This window comes from Dictyobacter arantiisoli (genome assembly GCF_008326305.1).
Taxonomy (GTDB): domain Bacteria; phylum Chloroflexota; class Ktedonobacteria; order Ktedonobacterales; family Ktedonobacteraceae; genus Dictyobacter; species Dictyobacter arantiisoli.
In genome coordinates this window covers 17,897-35,924 of sequence record NZ_BIXY01000074.1, presented here as the reverse complement: position 1 = coordinate 35,924, position 18,028 = coordinate 17,897, and the positions used below count along the sequence as shown (strand labels likewise).

The following is an 18,028-nucleotide window of genomic DNA, read 5'->3' as shown; positions in this document are numbered from 1 at the left end:
TCAATCTTCCCTCATTTCTTCAATTGTATCAATCCTACGCACAAGATGCGGCACGTAATGGTCTCTCACCGGAACGCTTTTTGCTCGCACTATGTGAAGCCGAAGTCGCTGAACGAGAAGCCAAGCGCATTGGCACGGCGATCCGAAGAGCAAAATTTCCCTTTCTGAAGGAAATTACGGACTACGACTTCTCAGAGCTAGAAAACATCTCGAAAACCACCTTCCTCGAACTGGCTCAAGGCGGATATATGTCTCGCGCGGAAAACCTCATTTTGGTGGGAAATCCTGGCTTAGGCAAGACACACTTAGCAATTGGTCTGGCCTTAGCAGCGTGTCGGCAAGGCAAGCGCGTTCGCTTTTACAAAACGGCTGCGTTGATCAATGACTTGCAGGTGGCGCAAAAGAAGCTCAATTTATCCGGTTTTATGGCGCGTTTTACCCGCCTAGACCTGTTAGTCCTCGATGAACTTGGTTTCATTGCAGTAGACAAGGCAGGAGGACAGCTTCTCTTTCAATTGGTGAGTGAATTGTATGAACAGGTCTCTATGATTATCACCAGTAATCTGCGATTTGGAGATTGGAATTCGATTTTTGCAGATGCTACTCTGACGACAGCATTTCTCGATAGACTGACACACAAAGGAAGAATTCTCGAATTTATGGGCGAGTCCTATCGGTATCGTCATCGCCTCCATCAAGAAGAACAAAGTACTTCAACGAGTGTGTGACATCAAATGCAATTTTTGTGGCTGGTCAGCATGCTTAACAAGTGGGTAGCTTGAAACCTTAACAGGTTTTGCAGAGGACCACTCGTGTGGGTAGTTTCAAGTGTAACAAATGGGTAGCTTGCTGACTAGCATAAACAGATGTGGCAAATAAACGCGTTTTGGAGATCGAGGATCGCGCCGAAAAGGTAACCCCTCAGGAAAAGAAAAATATTGCTGAAGAAATTGTGTCTGACTTTTGCCCAACACCAACGCTGTCCCGGCAAGCACATGGAATTTATATGGTTTCCAGTAATATTCTTGAAAGATGGTGCGCAAATCCTGACTCACCCCACAGATTTTCCATTGTTGGATAGCTTTGCTCTCCTCATCGAACCACACATCAATCCAGAATGCATGCAAATATGCGGGGGATGGCGCTTTCTTGAGCGCCTGCTCACAAAAATCCTGTAGAATTTTGGCTATCGCTGCGCCTTGTTTACCCGTCTTCTGTAATTGAGACAATAGCGGTTCTTGCTGAGCATCTGATGTTTTCTTTAAGTACGGTATAAAACTTGCAAAAGGCAGGCGTTCTCGATAGCCAGCATCAGGAGCATAGACAGAGGCCCAAGCATTAATTTGTGCTTCAAATAACTCCAGTACACGTTTCTCTGCATCCAAACTTAGTAATGATCTCAGCTGGTCACTTGTACAATAGATAGCACAATACTCAGCAAGGTGCATTTGTAAGTCAGCCAGATCGTCAACAACAATCGTCGTGGCAGGCAATGATTGTTTATGGTGGATCAAGTTCTCATGGGTGCTTAAAAGAAGCGGGTACCTATCTAACACAGATTGCATAACCGCAGAAGCCTCACAGTGTACGGGATGATCCTTCGTCTCATAACTACAGCATGCCTCATACAATTGCTGTCGCAATTCTCTGATAACTGGCTCCTGCTGAGCTTGCTGAGGGAACCGAAATGGATAGAGGATTGCCGCGTCATGATTATGTGAGGCCTGATAGAGGCAGAAAAGTTGTAACTTCTTCTCTTGGACAGGCTCAGCCAGAATAACGTTATATAAATGTTCTGGACATAGAACTGTGGCTGGATTAGGAAGAACATACACATTTCGTAATTGGGAATAGGTAGCAAGTGCTCGTTCAATCCGTTGATAAGAATGAACTGTCACCAGTGAGTGCTCATTATCCGACAAACTTTCTATGTACCGTACATCAAAATCATCATGCTCAATCAGAATATCGGCCTTACCTCGTAAAGCTTTTTGCATAGCTGGACTGGATACATTCCCGCGCAATGGAGTAATAACATCTGGTAAAGAAGGAGTAGGAACAAGTTTCCAAGTCAACATTGGATCTGCCGGAATACCCCACGGCTGTAAGATCACCTGATCAAATGCACTACCAGGAGCAACCAACGCCCGTATCCCAGTCACAAGCGCGTCCTCACGCTGGAAAAGACGCTTCCCCATAGCCAGCAAAAGCTTATAAGTAGCTTGAGCATCAGGCAAGGCCGAATGCAACTCGTCTTGAACTACTTCTACACCATATTTTTGACAGACAATGCCAAGGTGATGATACAGGCTATCTGGATGAAACAAGCGAGCGAGAAAGAGTGTATCAAGTATGTGATCTTGCTCTATCCTCACCCCCATACCCTCAAGTTCTACGGCATCAAAAGCACGGATATTATGTCCAACCACCAAAGAGGTACCAAGAAATTGACACAACTTCCCTACAACAGTCTGAACATCAGAAGCGTTATCAAGTCGCATTCGGGCTTCTTTTGCATTCCATTTAGCCGGACGAAAATTGCGTTTGATGTATGAGACATATTTATCCAGATATGTCTCTCCTCGATAACGTACTGCTCTCCTCGATAACGTACTGCTGCAACCTCAAAGACACGGGAACCCACAGGAGCGCCCGATTGAGGATCAACTTCCAGGTCAACCACCACCACTGGCGGAAATTTGTAATCTGGATGTTTTCTCAACGCCGGAATAGTATCCCAATCACCCGCCCGATAAGATTGTAATTGAGGGACTACCATACCATGCTCTTCAGCCTGCGTATAAGCCTTAAGCGCTTGTGCATAGTCATCTAAACTATCCCCGAAAAGATCTCCAATCTTTTTAAAAGCCAGACCGAGCGTTTGGTGCCTTGGATAGTGATTAACAAAATGCTGCAATAACTCTAGTTGCCTCATAGGCGGACGCTCTAAACGTTGCACCAACCCCAAAAAACGCCAATAGAGATCAGCTGAGAATAACAGTCCCTGAGTAAAAGCCTCACACAAAACTGCTTCAGCCTGAGCATAATCAGCCAGTTTCACGAGAATTCGCACAATCGATTCAAGCGCCGCAATAGGATCTAATCCATAAGCGGTCACCACCCGATAAAATGAAAGAGCGAGGGCATCACTCCGTTCCTGCTCATCCCATGCCTGCTTAATTGCCGCAGCAATAGGTTTAAGTCCTTCGATTTTAAATGTATTGAGATCAATAAGCACCTCAGCCAGTTGAATATAATCATCTTGATAAGCCTGAGAAAGCATTTTCGACCGCATTGCCACAGGCAACTGCTGTATAATTTCCCTAAGCGATTCCAGAAAATCAATTTTCGCTTTAGAACTAGAGACTCTTCTGTTGAGCAAGCGAACCTGTGCGACAGCTGCCTCTAGCAAAGAAAATCCATATACAGTCAAAACCCGATAAAAAGCCAGAGCTAAATCATCCTCCCGCGCATTCAACTCCCAATCCTGCTGAATTGTCCTGGCCAAAGCGGAAAATCCATCAATCTTGAAGGGTGCCAAATCAATCAATCTGGATGCGCATTGATCCAAATCCTGCGCATATGCTATACCTAGAGTCTCAGCCCGTACATTCACAGGCAAGTTACGTAGAAGATTCTGGGCCTTCAGGACATGTTCCTCCACATTTATCAATGATACGGATTGCTTTTCCCATAAAATATAGATAGCTTGCTGCATAGGAATAGTAGGTTTTTTATATTTTGAGAGATGTACAAAGGATTCAGCTGGCTCTTTCCATTTCTGTGTAGCCAGTTCAACTACTGATAAGGGCTTGTTTTGTTGAGCAAAGAGCTTTCGAGTGAAAAACTTCTGAAATATACTTATAAGGAAATCAGTTACTTTTGTAGACATAAATATACTCTTCCTTTCAGGAAAATTATAAACAATTCGAATTAATAATGCAATATTAGATATTGTGAATATAGAAAATTTCATATGAATCTGCAAAAAGTCCGGCTTTAGGTGAATAAAAACAACATGAATTAAGTTTAAATACCGGTCGACATATTAAATTATTGTTAGATACACGAGCATTGTCTATATTTTATCTGCTCTCACCAAGCATGATATAGAAGCATGCATCAATGTACTCTCTGCTTTTTCGTTGTACGGGGTTGTTAAGATCCGTTTTTTTAATGTTCTCCTCTACTTAACAGCTTTTATACTCATCAATTACAAGGGTACAGAAAGGGGCAAAAAGTATCGTTTGAGAAGCAAAAATTTACTCTTAAAGAGTAATAAAACACCAACAATCGGTTGTGAGTACTGATGTCATCACCCCGATACTGCTAAGCACGAAAGCTGCTAAAGAACTAGAGAATTGGATACTTGGCAACTTTCACCATCATGCTCTTATTAAAACCTGGCAAGATTCCGAGAAACGGCAACGTCATTCAGAAAATCCCCTACAACCTGTGATACAGCCTGAGGGAATGAAAGATGAGCTTGATTGATCAATTGAGGAACGGTGGCAAAACGTCCATTGACATCCTCCTTGATAACACTAGCGAGTTGTAGAGATGTCAGGTAGTTCGCATATGTATGCGTTAAATGTGGCAGAGCACTCGCAAGTCGCTGAGATGATGGCAATCGATCTCTTTTTTGATGAGCATTAAAGTGTGGATCAGATGGGGCTAGATTCCAGAGTTCGTTCATAGGATACACAGAAAGAGGCATCAGGTGATCAAGATGATAGGACACCCCTTGCGTAATGGACTTTTCCGTCCAGGGGCAAATAAATTCTGTTCCCTCTAAAAGTAGGATATCAATATGATTACGCTCCCAGGTCAACGGTCGTCGATTATCCGGTCGATCAGTGAGAAGACGATAGATATCCCCTCGATTGATAGGTTGATGTTGATTCTCTTGCGGTAGCCGTTCGGTAAAAAGACACCATTCATGAATACAGAGTGCTTCCACCCAAAGCGACATATCACGGAAGGTTTGCCAGAGTTCAGCATTGATCACAAGACAACGATCCTCTAGCAAGGTTCCCGGCACTGGTATTCCTTGACCTTGTAGAGACTTGAACTTGACGGGCTTCGCAAAAATTGACCATTTACCAGGACCAGCATAACAAATCGGCATTTCTAGAGCATCACAGAGAGCAACAACTGCTGCTTGATACTTTTGGAGAAATGCTGGAGAATAAAGCTGATTTTTCCTTCCTATCTTCATCTCATTAATAAGAAAAAAACCATCAGAAGGCTTTGACGCGGTTCCGATAGAATACTCCCATTCCAGACGCAACGAGGTCAACGCCTGGCGAAAGGCAATATCACTATTTAATCCACTCGCACGCAGTGAACGCCTTCCCTGGTAGATTGGCCAATGAGGATCGACAAAGGGCCAGTAATACGCAATCCAGTAATCAGCCAGGGCGCGTAATGGCACAAAGACATTTTGATGGTATGTATATACATCCGGGAAAGAAACCACAACATCATTAATGGCTCGCAGGAGCGCGATCTTATAACTCGTCACTTTTGTATCATGACGCAGAATCGTACTAATAACACTACTATTAGCGACATTCAGTGACATAGGTTTTCCCATTTATGCATGTACATTTTTACTTCCTATATGAGAATACAGCACTTGTAAATATTATTGAGGTCTACTATATTCTTCATTATAGATGTTACATTTTTATCTATAGATAGCTCCACATTAGTATAGCTAAATAATATAACACGCCATGATAAATGTAAACATCAAACTAACATCTATCCTGGTTGAGTTGATATAGGATTGCGTGAATTTGATTCCACAACAAGAAAAAACTGAAAGTGCAGCGACAGACAACAGACTTTATTAAGAGTGATGTAGCCTCCACACTTTTGCACCTCACTGCTAATTGAATGCATCCAGGAGTTTCTTGATAGCTTCCGTTACTTCCTCTGCTGTCTCAAAACGGCGAGATTTCCTGTGAGGCTCTAACCCGAGGGTAACAATAAATCCATACCCGGTTTCCTGATCAGGCTCTATATCTATAGCCAGATTATATAGCCAGATTACCCTCGGGCCCGTTTTCAAAGTTACCGTGACGAATGCTCATGCTTCCATTCCCATACTTGAGATGGCTGTATATAGGATACATGTACTTTAACCTCCATTTTATTTTTACTTGATAACTCTAATTTTAGCACATTTTAATATTGCAGAGTTATAAGAAACAGTTAATCGTATTCTCAAATAGGGGATTATTTTGAGTGGCAACTACCCGCTACCATTCCCAGAAAAGTCGAGCGCTGTAGCAACTCCGCATTCTCTAACAGGTAACCATTCAATCCACATCTAAGGGTACCATTGGGTTCATCTATTTAACCTGGCCAATTAAATCTATCGCTACTATCTTTAGTCCCATGGAAGCACGTTTTTCAACAACTCCCTTGCACAATAGATTCAGATTATGATATTGTTGGCTCTGAGGGCAGAACATTCAAACATTCCGAAATATAGTTTTATAGCTCTCAGAGGCAAAGTTCAGGCCGTCCGAGGTACAGACATACTCATTTCATAGCGCCCATAGCTCAGTGGAGTATTCGGCTAGATTGGCTCTACAGGCTGATTGGCACGAAAAATGCGCCCAGAGGGATTCGACCCCCCGGCACTCGGTTCCAAAGCGCTCCTTTTGAGGTCTAAAACCGTCTACCAGCATCTATGCTGAGCCAGGAAAATGGAGATTGAGGAACCAAGCTTTGCAATCTTAGTAAGTAAGAATTGGTTGCAATGGAAGAGAAGAAGCCATAAGAAGCGCTTCATTCTTCCTGATGACGAATGAAGGAGCAGCAGCTATGGCCAATCAGGAACATCTCGCGCTACTACAACAGGGAGTGGAAGCATGGAATGATTGGAGACGTGAACATCCTGGGATCAGGCCCGATCTCGCTCATGCCCAACTCAAGAACATGTATCTCAGCAAGATTAACCTTAGAGACGCTTCGTTGCAAGGAGCGCATCTTTCGCACATGAGCCTGGTTAATGCTGATCTGATGAGAGCTGATTTTTCTGGTGCAACCTTGCATGAAGTCGAATTCATCGAGTCCCTTATGCATAGGGCAGATTTTCACCAAAGTGACCTCTCAGGAGTTGACCTGCGCCATACGGAGCTCGTGTACGCGAACCTGACGCAAGCTAATCTTTACTTAGCCAGTCTGGCCGGCGCCAATCTCAGGGGCTCAGATTTCACCCAAGCCAACATGGAAAAAGCTGACTGTGATGAGGCAAATCTGCGGGATGCTAGATTGGATGGGGCCAGGCTAGTCAAAGCCAGTCTGCTGAGAACCGTGCTGGAGCGAGCATCACTCAGAGAGGCCGATCTTACTGCAGCCCACCTCAGAGGGGCAATTCTGAATGAGGCGGTACTGACCGGGGCAAATTTCTCGCGAGCACTCTTGCAGGGAACCAACCTGGGCAATGTAGACCTGAGTCAGGTCAAGGGCCTGGAGAGCGTCTGGCATGATGGGCGCTCCTATGTTGATATTCAGACCCTACTGCGCTCTCAGGGCGCTATCCCCGACATCTTTCTCAGAGGGGTGGGCGCTTCTGAAAAAGGGATTGAATATGCACAAGCGCTCAAAGGAACTCCTTTTCCCGCTGCAACGTGTTTTCTCATCTATGAGACCGATGACCAGAAGTTCGTCCAACAATTGCATGCTAACCTGCAACATGCAGGTGTCCGCTGCTGGTTGGCTTGTGTTGATCATCAGGAGGATGAAGGTATGGGGTACCATGAATCCATAACGAATCACGATCTATGGCTAGACGCTCTGAATTCTCATGACAAGCTCCTTCTTGTACTGTCAGAGCTCACTCCAAAGAAATGGGATGACATGGGCCGAAGATTGCTTCTCAGGCTGCAAGTAGCACAGCGCCTGAATCTTCAGAACTTTGTGATACTGTGCCTCGATCAGTCCCAGGGAGCACAGATGCCAGATTGGAAGCATTGTCTAGATCAGTCACCCTGGGAAGCGATGGATGCCCCTGATTGGCTCAAAAACCAACTCAAACAACGCCTGGACGGTATACGCGTTGCCTTGCAAGAACGATCACCGCTGGATTTTGCTGGTTGGAAGAACCCGGAGGTCTATCAAAAAGCCTTCAACCACTTACTCGATGCTCTCAGAAATTCAAGTTTATGTTGAGTAAATTTGCCTCTTGGATGGACAACAACGCCTTACATCACTTTTTTTATCCTTTTATTCAAAATAGAATGCTACCATTTTGTTGCTATGTCTGAATGCTTGAGACTAGTATGCACACGATCGTGAAGACTGTCATTTTGAGCATCCCTTGTAAGGGATGCTCAGCATATGGGTAACTAAAAAATTTTATGCGATACGAAAAACTTCACCTTGTGGTGTAAACGGGAGCCTGTTCCCTTGCGGTATGAGAAAAGCATGTTCGCGTTTGATACGCAAACGGTCACAGTAGCCATCGGTAATGATAAGTAGTGGTCCTTCACGCGGAAAATCGGCTGCGCACTCCAACAGATCAACCCCGGGCTGTAGCACCGTGCCACCACGTCCACGCACCTTGACACTGCCCGCGATGGCTTCAGGCGCCATATAGCCCTGGTCAAAGATCGCCGCATCACAGAAGACTACTCGCACCTGCCGGACCTCGCGCGCCAGGCTATAGCTGGCTATCGCCCCCAATGCCTGCGCCAGCAGATGACGATCCATCGAACCAGAGGTATCCAGCAGAACACCAAAGGTACGATTCTCATCATCAGGCGGTGCCACCCATAATGGACGCGGGATATCTGGCGTGGCCGACTGCCTCCGGCTTAGCCGCGCATAGGTACGCACCTTCTCCAATGGTGGAAAATGCTCATCAAACCACTGTGCTAACCGCACGTCCCAGGGAATTGGTGGCTGACTCAAAGCCTGAATCTCTTCAATCAGCCCTGCCGAGAGATAACCGCGATTCTGATCCTGGTGCAACGTCAGCCCTTGCGCCAGACAGCTCCGATAGAAATCATCGAGATCCCTTCCCTCCAGACTCTTCCACCACTCCAACTCATCCAGAATATCGCTCTGACCAATACCACGCATCGTGGCTAGCTTACGATAGAGCCTTAAATCAGTTACGATCCGATCATAGATCGCCTCAGCTGATTCCGACTTCAGTGCTGGATCATAGAGCGCGCCGATCTTTGGCATGTCGCCAACCTCCATTTCAATCAGCCAGCTGTTAATCACATAATCACAGGCGACGTTCCATAAGTAGTGATCGCGTCCCTCACATCGTACATCGTGCCGTAGCCCGACATGCAACAGCTCATGCGCCATGACAAAACGCAGCTCTTCATCCTTCAAGCCAGCATGCGGATTTATATAAATCTCCTTCATCTTCACATTCACCGCTGCAACGCTGATCTGCATACGCTGACAGATCAAAGGATCTTCGATGATCTCAAAGGAGGCTGCCAATGCTCCCAGGAGAGGATAACGACCAATAAACCAGTTACGCGCCCGCTGGGCGGCGCTATCCAGCCGCTTACCGGTCACATAATATGCATTCTGCCCCGCATCCTCAATCACTTCATTGATTGCCTCAACCAATCCCTCGCCAAAGTTTTTGCTCCAATCGATCGATTTCCTCCAGGCAGGCAGATCATTGAGCGACTCATGGCGTAGATCCGGCCGCGTGCCAGCAGTACCAATTGCCTGCAAGCTCTCTGGAATGCCAAAGTCGCAGAAATCAGTAAACAACCGCTCTTCCGAACGTCCCGCGTAATTGTGAGCACGCAGATACTCAGCCAACCCCTTCAGTTCCAGCGGCGGCTCCCCTAGTTGGAGGTCATACAAAAAACTGGCGATATAGCAATCGCAGGCGGTATTCCATTCCTGCTGCCACTTTTGTCGATAGTCTGGACGAAAATGCTCGAAAGTCAGATGCAATATACAGTGAGCAAACACATAGGCCCACTCCTGCGGATCTCCTGGCCGCGTGGGATGTACATAGATGGAGCCAGTATTAGAAACAACCGCCCAGCCGTCGCGTGGGCAGATCTCGCTCGGCGCCACATGAATAGAGTCACCCACACCAGAAAAAATGCGGCTACTCTTCATTATCCGCTCGCCAAGAGTACGATTGTCCTGGACCAGGTCATTATGAACCTGGCCCTTCTTACGAGTCGCCATTATGCACTACCTCTTATTTGCTTCTCAAGGCCTCACGCTCTTGCTTATCTACGATGCGTGGTAAATCACGGATGACTTCAATCATGAACCAGCCGGGCAAGCCTTCGCTGCCCTCGCCATTTTCCCCATCCTCATGCTTGGCCACTACCATCTGCGCCATCTCCAGATTGATGGCTGCCAACTCTTTCAGCAGCGCCTTGGCTCGATAAGATAGTTCTTTATGGTTACCCGTAACCATCCCTTTATCCTGTGGCAAATTCTTGAGCAAATGGGCCCGAAATGACTGTGAGAGGAAGTAGAGCACATCTCGATCCTCCGGTTTATAGGGCCAGCTCTCGTCACCTTTCAGAAGCGCCGTCAACTGATATTTGCTATGGATCTGCTTGATAAAGGCCTTGAACTGTCCGGCATGATGCGACGAGAGCGTCCCATAGGCCAGCACCAGTAACGTCTCATCGGATGGCATGCCTTTACCATATTCTTTTAGCAAATCGCTCAACATATGCCAGGAGCGCGGCGATGAGAAGGGCTCCTCGTGTTTAGGCGGCGCGCTCCACAGATGATCCGGCCGATTCTGAATATACTCGATTACCAGCGGATGAATGTCGCTCTCCCGCGCCCACTCCAACCAATCACGGTGTGAGACCTTCAAATGAACATGTACCATACGATTCAACAACGCCGACGACATTGGCTTAACAATCGCGCTATCCTGGGCACGATTGCCAGCTCCGATGACGATTGAACCAGCCGGTAGCGCATATTCACCGATTCTGCGCTCGTGAATCAGGCTATAAAAAGCCTTCTGCACCTCGTGTGTACAGGCATTTAACTCGTCCAGAAAAAGACAATATGGCTCGGCACGTGCAATCATGCGTGGCGGACAAAAACGGCTGGTACCATCGATAATCTGCGGCACACCGATCAGGTCCTCTGGCGCCAACTGACTTCCCAACAGCGAGACGCAGGGCAGACCAACCTGCGCCGCAAACTCCTGTACCAACGCCGACTTACCAATGCCTGGTTGTCCCCATATAAACACCGGGCGTGCAATGGCTACATTCAAGAGCAAATCATAAAGCTGCTTCTGTGTTACGGTCACAACAGGATTCAAGGTTATTACCTCTTCTTTTTCACAATTGGCTTCTCACATGCCAGTTTTTTACAGCAGCAAAAGACACCATCACCATCAGGATGGAAGCTATAACTATGGAGAATTTTTTGTATGCTCGTCAGACGCTATGCCTTCGTTTCCTAACTTTTCTGGACAGAGTCAAAAAAATACATATCTCGATCGTATTCTGTAGCACGATACTACTACCAGTGGAATAACAGCCAGTTAACTGGCACTAGAGGATCGCAACGGGCTATTGCAGGTGTGGATCTGTTGGAGTAGGACATAACGACCAACAAGGAATCATAATATATCGTTTCATGTGTCCCTCCCGTTACGTTTTATCAAGAGCAAGCAGTTTTCGCTATCTAACGGCTCTTCAGTATATTGCTATTTATCAATACATTAAAATGTACCTGAGTTTAAACTGCTTGTCAAGCTTTTTGATACATTATTTCACAAAGCAAATAAAAAGTCATATTCAGTCCTGACCTCCCAGACGACAATCAAGAATAAAATCGAATAGTAACACTATAGTATAGTCTATAATTCCTTGATTTCGGACAGATACAGGAATAAAAGGGAGACCGAACAATGACCAGAACAAGTTGGGTTGAGATATGTGTAAATGACTTCGCGCAATCCATCACCCGGTTTGAGCAGGCTCTGGACTTTCGTGTCGTCGCGCTTGACGCCAATGAATATGCTGAGTTGTCTCGTGGGGAAACCACTATTCAACTGGCAGTTGATGATGCCCCTTACTGGGCATCCGAGCGCCCACGCCTTCAACAGCCGGGACAGCGTGGCAGCGGCGTTGAGATCGTCTTGCTCGTAGAGAACGTAGGCGCAGCCACGTTCGTAGAGAGGCATGCAGACACCTCTACGCTAACCTCGCTGGCTCGCTAGCACTCGGCTTGATGGCTCTCAGAAGTAAAGTTTTTGTCGTCCGAGGGAAGAATAAGCTAAAAAACTACGATTATTCTTCTATGTCGCTTTCCTTGGCGAAACCAGATGGAGAGCGGGTTGGGATGGGACTGGGCGGACTCGAACCGCCGACTCACGGTTTAGGAATTCGAGCCCGACTGTATATTCCGGTCTACCAACGTCTATTTCGAGCGTAAAAACAGGTGGATATGTCCACCAATATACATAGAAATATATGAGTGTATAACGCCGTTGCTGTCACATTGCTGTCAAAACAGAGGTGATGGCAGCGGTTTCGCCACTTTCTTTATGTTTGGTCCTCAGGCATTAGGATACAAAAATTATAAGAATGATCTTGCATTGATCCTTCTTAAGATGCAACATTAATATTCACAAATAAACAAATTTAGATTATTGATGCCTTTCTGAAAACTTAACTGAAAAACTGTGGAGATGTAGTAGGATGAAAAGAAAACAGACAATGGGAAACAAGACTAAAAACACAACCATGGGAAGCGACTGATGAATTCTGGTAGCTAGTTCGACCGCTCATTACACCAGCACAATCATATGCTGAAGGATGATGCCAACTTTTGGAGAATCGGCGAGCTTTTAAAGCCATTGTGTATGTACTGCGAATAAGGAGCCAGATCGACCGTACAGGATCACATTCAGCAATGAGATCCGGCATTTTTTCAAAGCCTCATAAAGTAAATTCTCCTTGCCGAATTATCTGATACAAGTAATTCTGGCTAAGTCTGCCTTATGTAAAATCTATATAATAATCAAGCTTATATGCTTTCATTACTTTCAACACCTCCTATTTCTGCTGCCGCTCGGATTGCAATTTTGGCTATACGTAGTTTTTCACTCCTCGACTCGCCTTACCACTTTAAATTTCCCTTCCACTACAGACAAAATTCAGCATACCGATATAGATAATTATAGCATTCTCTTTCAACAATTACAAAATTACAGATTCAAAGAAATTATTCAAAAAATACAGGGGACAAGTAAGCTATACGAATGAACGAATACGCCAGTCGCCCAAACTTACCTAACTATGTTTCCATCAAGGAAGCAGCTCAGATTCTGGGTATTTCAGACAAAAGAGTTTATGAATACGTTGACGAGGGCCGCCTTTCTAGTATGTGGGCAGCCGATGTCATCATGATTCCATTAGAAGAAGTCAAAAATTTTAAAAGGCAAAGCTCTGGACGACCGCGTAAAAGCATTCCTTCCTGGCGCATATCCGCTAGAGACAATACACAATTTATAACCTCCATAGTTGTTCAAATGCGAGAAGGCCAACAAAGCACATTGCTGCAAAGGCTAGAGCACTTAAGGCAAGGAGGCAAACATAATTTTCCAGGGACAATAGCTCGCTTTATTGCAGAGAGTGAGAATACACCTGGACAAATAGATATCTCGCTCATTTGGAAAAGTTCAGTGATGCCAAATGAAGGAGAAAGAAAACAAGCGATAGAAGCTTTTCAGAAAGATTTAGCTGATGTTCTTGACTGGGATACAGCTCAATATAACATTAGCAAAGTGCTTATGCATACCTGATGCAATTCTTCGTCTTACTACGTTTTCAATATTTTATTCCAGTTATAGATTTGTGAGTTTGTTTATCGATGCGTAAGTTAACTTTATCTCAGCTTGGACGCCATCTTTATCGTGCTGCTGACGTGCTGCGTAGCAAAATGGATGCCTCAGAGTATGATATCTATATCTTCGGTTTGCTCTTCCTTAAACGCGTTTCAGATGAGTTCGATGAAGCGTACCACCGCCAAATTCGCAAACTTACAGTCTTACGAGAGCGTCCTCTTCCTATGGAAGATGCAATAAGACGTGCTAAAGATCCCAGCCGCCTTAGTGATGTGTTCATAGTTCCTGACGAATCCAAGTGGACCCATATCATGGAAAACTTGCATAAACCAGGTGTCGGAGAACTACTCAATACAGCCCTCTATCCTATTGAAGATCATAATCCAACTTTAGAGGGTGTTTTGAAGCATATCAACTACGCACGTCAGGTAGGCAAAACTACACTTTCAGATGATGTGTTACGTACACTAGTACGTCGTTTCGGGAGATACTCTCTACGTACAGAAGATTTCGAATCCCCAGACTTACTAGGTGCAGCCTATGAGTATCTAATCAGTCAGTTTGCAGACTCTGCTGGTAAGAAAGGCGGAGAGTTTTATACCCCACGCGATGTTGTCCGTTTACTGGTACGCCTCCTTAAGCCACGAGAGGGCATGCGTATTTACGATCCCTGTGTTGGTTCAGGTGGAATGCTGATTCAGTCTAAAGACTATGTCGAGGAACAAGGCGGAGATGGTCGAACGCTGAGTCTATTCGGTCAGGATAGCAACGGAAAAGTCTGGGCTATCTGCAAAATGAATATGATCTTCCATAACGTTCTCGACGCTGATATTGCAAATGATGATGTCCTCACAAAACCAGCGCACATCAGGGGTGGCGAACTAGAACATTTCGACCGGGTAATTAGCAATCCACCTTTCAGCCAGGATTACAACAGCAAAGATCTAGCATTACCCGAGGTACGATTCATTTACGGTAACACCCATGAAAAGGATCAAGCTGATTTGATGTTTGCCCAGCACATGCTTGCAGTACTGTATCAAGACGGTATTATGGCAACTGTCATGCCTCATGCAGTGCTCTTTCGCAGTGGTCCGGTAAAGAAGATACGCAAAGGCTTCATTCAAGATGACGTGCTAGAAGCAGTAATTAGCTTACCACCCAATTTATTTTTTGGCACAGGTATCCCAGCCTGTATTCTCGTAATGCGGCCAAAGAATGGCAAGAAGCTCTATGCTCCCGAACGAGCTGGTAAGGTTCTCTTTATCAACGCTGATGCTGAATATGCATCTGGGTCCAATCAGAACTTCCTAAGGCCAGAGCATATCGAAAAAATTGTTGATACATACGAAAAATTTTGTAGAGTGGCAGACTCTACAGGAGCTATATATGCTAATGTAGTCTCGACAGAGGTAATAGCAAAAGAGCATGACTACGATCTCAATATTCGACGCTATGCCGACAATATACCACCACCAGAACCTCAAGACGTACATGCCCATCTTTTTGGAGGTATTCCCAAAACAGAAGTGGCGGAGAAAGAAACGCTGTTAACCGCTCATGGGCTACCCATTCAAGCTATCTTTGTTGAGCGCAACAAAGATTACTATGATTTTATACCTACTTTACATGAGCTCTATGAGATCAAACCTTTTATCGAATTATATCCTTCAGTGCAAGCGAAAGAGCAACTCCTGAAAGACACTTTTAGTCAGTGGTGGCAGTTACATGAACAGCAATTACGGAATTTACCTCAAGCACGCAGTCTAAAAGATCTACGTTCCAGCTTTATGACTTCCTTTGATATCGTTCTCGATCCCATCGGACTCCTAGACCCCTACAAAATCGCAGGCATTATTGCTCGCTGGTGGTATGATAATCTTTATGATCTTAAAACAGTGATTGCAGATGTTTCCCCCAATGATCCACCGCCACAGCCAGCACGAAGCTTTCCCGGACTCATAGAGAGTAAAGTTGCAACGACCACTTCGATGTTAACGGACGAAGAAGATGAGCGAGATAAGACAGAGAAGCGAGAAGAAGCGCTCTCTAACAAATTTATACAACGTTTGATACCTGATTATATACGCGAATTGAGTCAGACCGAAATATTGGTTGCTGATCTACAGCAGCAACGATTGGATTTCGAGCGTGGTGAAGATAACGAAATCAGTGACGAAGAGGACGATGAATATTTTGACGAGTCTGAGAATGTTGAAGAGAACGAAACCATATCAAAAAACTATGCAAAAGAGCTAGAGGAACGTCTGAAAGCCAGTCGCACCGCTTTGAAAAATGCCGAAAAACAACTACTGGATGCCAAACCGCGAGGAAAAAAAAGTGGAAACAGTACGCAAGCTCAGACACTTCCGCTTTTTGCATCCAACGAACCAGACCCAATCAAACAACTTACAGACGAAGTTGAGAGACTGAGCCAAGAAGTTGCTGAATCAAATGCTAAACTTGAACCCTATCGTCAGATTAAGGCTCAACTCGCAGTGGCACAAAAACGCCTACGTCAGATCAAAGAAATTACCTATCTGGTACAAACTATTGAGGATGCTCACACCAATTTAACCCCTCAGCAATGCGAAGACATAGTTCTAAATATTGCTCACGACGATCTTGCAAGCGAGCTAGAACGTTACTTGATAGCTCATCGTTATCAAGTTATCTCTTCTGTAGAGAATTGGTGGAATAAATATGAGGTGACGCTACAAGATATCCGCAAAGAGCGAGACAAGGCTGAGCAGAAACTAGCAAAACTTTTAAAAGAGTTAGGAGACCTCAATGATTAGTGACTGGAATACAAGACCGTTGAGCGACTTTCTTACTCACATAGTCGGAGGAGGTACCCCCTCAAGAAAAGTTACAAGCTATTGGGAGGGTAATATACCTTGGGCCTCAGTGAAAGACTTTCAAGATGATACTCAGGTGATTGGTGATACCACTGAACGAATATCATCAGAAGGTTTAAAAAAAAGTGCATCTAAACTTATACCCCCAGGAGTTCTCCTAATCTGTGTACGAATGGCTATCGGTAGGGTAGCCATTACGACCCATCCTATCGCAATAAATCAGGACGTTAAAGCGCTCTACACAAACGATTTATTACTTCCTAAATATCTTTTTTATCTTATACATATTCATCGTCAAAAACTTGAAGCACTTTCTATTGGCTCTACAGTTAAAGGTCTAAGCCTTAAACACCTACTCTCGCTATCTATAAACGTGCCCTTGCCATCTGTACAATGTCAAATCAGTGCACTTCTCGACACTGTCGATGAACAAATCCAGCACGCTGAAAAGCTTATCCACAAGCTCAAACTCCAACGAACAGGATTATTACAGAAATTACTTACTTGTGGAATCGATGAGAAAGGGAAGATGCGTGACCCTAGAACTCATCCAGAGCTATTTAAAGATACAGTAGTGGGAAAAGTCCCTCAAGAATGGGATGTCTCTACGCTAGGCGATATTGTACTTAAAAACGGTGGACTAATACAAACTGGACCTTTTGGGAGCCAACTACATGCTCATGAGTATGTAACTGAGGGGGTGCCAGTTATAATGCCTCAAAATATTAAAAATGAACGTATTAATACATCTCAGATAGCTCGTATAACACCAATAAAAGCCTCGAAACTATCGCGGCATTTTGTTGTGCTGAATGACGTTGTCTTTGGCCGCCGAGGAGATCTAGATAGGTGTGCATTTATAGACATATCAGATGTTGGTTCTATATGTGGTACAGATTGCCTATTAGTTAGACCACCGAAAGACTTTATTGACGGTCGATGGCTCGCAGCCATATATCGGCATTACTACAGTCAAGTGCAAATAAGGGCGAAGGCAGTTGGTTCAACAATGCTAGGATTAAATACTAGCTTGCTTACAAGCTTAGTTATAGCTAGACCAACTCTTGAAGAACAAGTCTTAATCATGGATAAATGTTCCCTTGTTGATGTACTTATTCGCACAGAAGAAGTACATCGCAACAAACTCAAGCTTTACAAAAACGGCTTAATGCAAGATCTACTAACGGGCAAAGTACGAGTAGCAGAAAATCAAGAGACAAAGAACAGTTGAGAAAATGTAGAAAACCGTTAATTCATGCTTGGCATTTTAATCCTAAGCAAGCATCCTTTATTATAATCCACTTGACATATCTTTAAATATAGTTATTTA

11 protein-coding genes are annotated in these 18,028 nt (G+C 44.7%); 6 read left to right on the top strand and 5 right to left on the bottom strand.

Annotated features, from left to right (window positions below):
- The coding region (gene istB, locus F1593_RS20505) for an IS21-like element helper ATPase IstB (RefSeq protein WP_149403433.1) at nucleotides 1–728 on the top strand (728 nt) is incomplete at its 5' end.
- A gap of 96 nt (nucleotides 729–824) precedes the next feature.
- Here the strand turns inward: istB and F1593_RS20500 are convergent.
- The 3 genes from F1593_RS20500 to F1593_RS20490 all read right to left on the bottom strand — a co-directional run bounded on the left by F1593_RS20500 (nucleotide 825) and on the right by F1593_RS20490 (nucleotide 5,584).
- Complete coding sequence (locus F1593_RS20500) at nucleotides 825–2,501, bottom strand: 3'-5' exonuclease (RefSeq protein WP_149403432.1); 1,677 nt, start codon at nucleotides 2,499–2,501, stop codon at nucleotides 825–827.
- Complete coding sequence (locus tag F1593_RS20495) at nucleotides 2,462–3,892, bottom strand: hypothetical protein (RefSeq protein WP_149403431.1); 1,431 nt, start codon at nucleotides 3,890–3,892, stop codon at nucleotides 2,462–2,464. Before F1593_RS20495 ends, F1593_RS20500 begins: the two co-directional genes overlap by 40 nt.
- A 504-nt stretch (nucleotides 3,893–4,396) precedes the next feature.
- The gene (locus F1593_RS20490) at nucleotides 4,397–5,584 is read right to left on the bottom strand and encodes a DUF8808 domain-containing protein (protein WP_149403430.1); all 1,188 of its coding nucleotides are present in this window, start codon (nucleotides 5,582–5,584) and stop codon (nucleotides 4,397–4,399) included.
- Between the two features lie 1,253 nt (nucleotides 5,585–6,837).
- Between F1593_RS20490 and F1593_RS20485 the strand changes: the two genes are divergently transcribed.
- The gene (locus tag F1593_RS20485) at nucleotides 6,838–8,187 is read left to right on the top strand and encodes a pentapeptide repeat-containing protein (RefSeq protein ID WP_172632293.1); all 1,350 of its coding nucleotides are present in this window, start codon (nucleotides 6,838–6,840) and stop codon (nucleotides 8,185–8,187) included.
- Between the two features lie 186 nt (nucleotides 8,188–8,373).
- On the opposite strand, the gene F1593_RS20480 is transcribed toward F1593_RS20485, so the two are convergent.
- Together F1593_RS20480 and F1593_RS20475 are read right to left on the bottom strand one after the other, a co-directional pair.
- Nucleotides 8,374–10,191, bottom strand: a complete 1,818-nt coding sequence (locus F1593_RS20480) for a vWA domain-containing protein (protein WP_149403428.1) — start codon at nucleotides 10,189–10,191, stop codon at nucleotides 8,374–8,376.
- Nucleotides 10,192–10,204: 13 nt separating this feature from the next.
- Nucleotides 10,205–11,305, bottom strand: a complete 1,101-nt coding sequence (locus F1593_RS20475; RefSeq protein WP_149403427.1) for an AAA family ATPase — start codon at nucleotides 11,303–11,305, stop codon at nucleotides 10,205–10,207.
- Nucleotides 11,306–11,899: 594 nt separating this feature from the next.
- Between F1593_RS20475 and F1593_RS20470 the strand changes: the two genes are divergently transcribed.
- The 4 genes from F1593_RS20470 to F1593_RS20455 all read left to right on the top strand — a co-directional run bounded on the left by F1593_RS20470 (nucleotide 11,900) and on the right by F1593_RS20455 (nucleotide 17,929).
- On the top strand, nucleotides 11,900–12,211 hold the full coding sequence (locus tag F1593_RS20470; RefSeq protein ID WP_216368937.1) for a VOC family protein: 312 nt from the start codon (nucleotides 11,900–11,902) through the stop codon (nucleotides 12,209–12,211).
- 1,044 nt (nucleotides 12,212–13,255) lie between these two features.
- Nucleotides 13,256–13,798 (top strand): helix-turn-helix domain-containing protein, encoded by a 543-nt coding sequence (locus F1593_RS20465; RefSeq protein ID WP_149403426.1) that lies wholly within the window; start codon nucleotides 13,256–13,258, stop codon nucleotides 13,796–13,798.
- Nucleotides 13,799–13,866: 68 nt separating this feature from the next.
- Nucleotides 13,867–16,638: a type I restriction-modification system subunit M gene (locus F1593_RS20460; RefSeq protein WP_149403425.1), complete on the top strand. Its 2,772-nt coding sequence runs from the start codon at nucleotides 13,867–13,869 to the stop codon at nucleotides 16,636–16,638.
- Complete coding sequence (locus tag F1593_RS20455) at nucleotides 16,631–17,929, top strand: restriction endonuclease subunit S (RefSeq protein ID WP_149403424.1); 1,299 nt, start codon at nucleotides 16,631–16,633, stop codon at nucleotides 17,927–17,929. The genes F1593_RS20460 and F1593_RS20455 overlap by 8 nt, the downstream gene beginning before the upstream one ends.
- The last annotated feature ends 99 nt before the right edge of the window (nucleotides 17,930–18,028 follow it).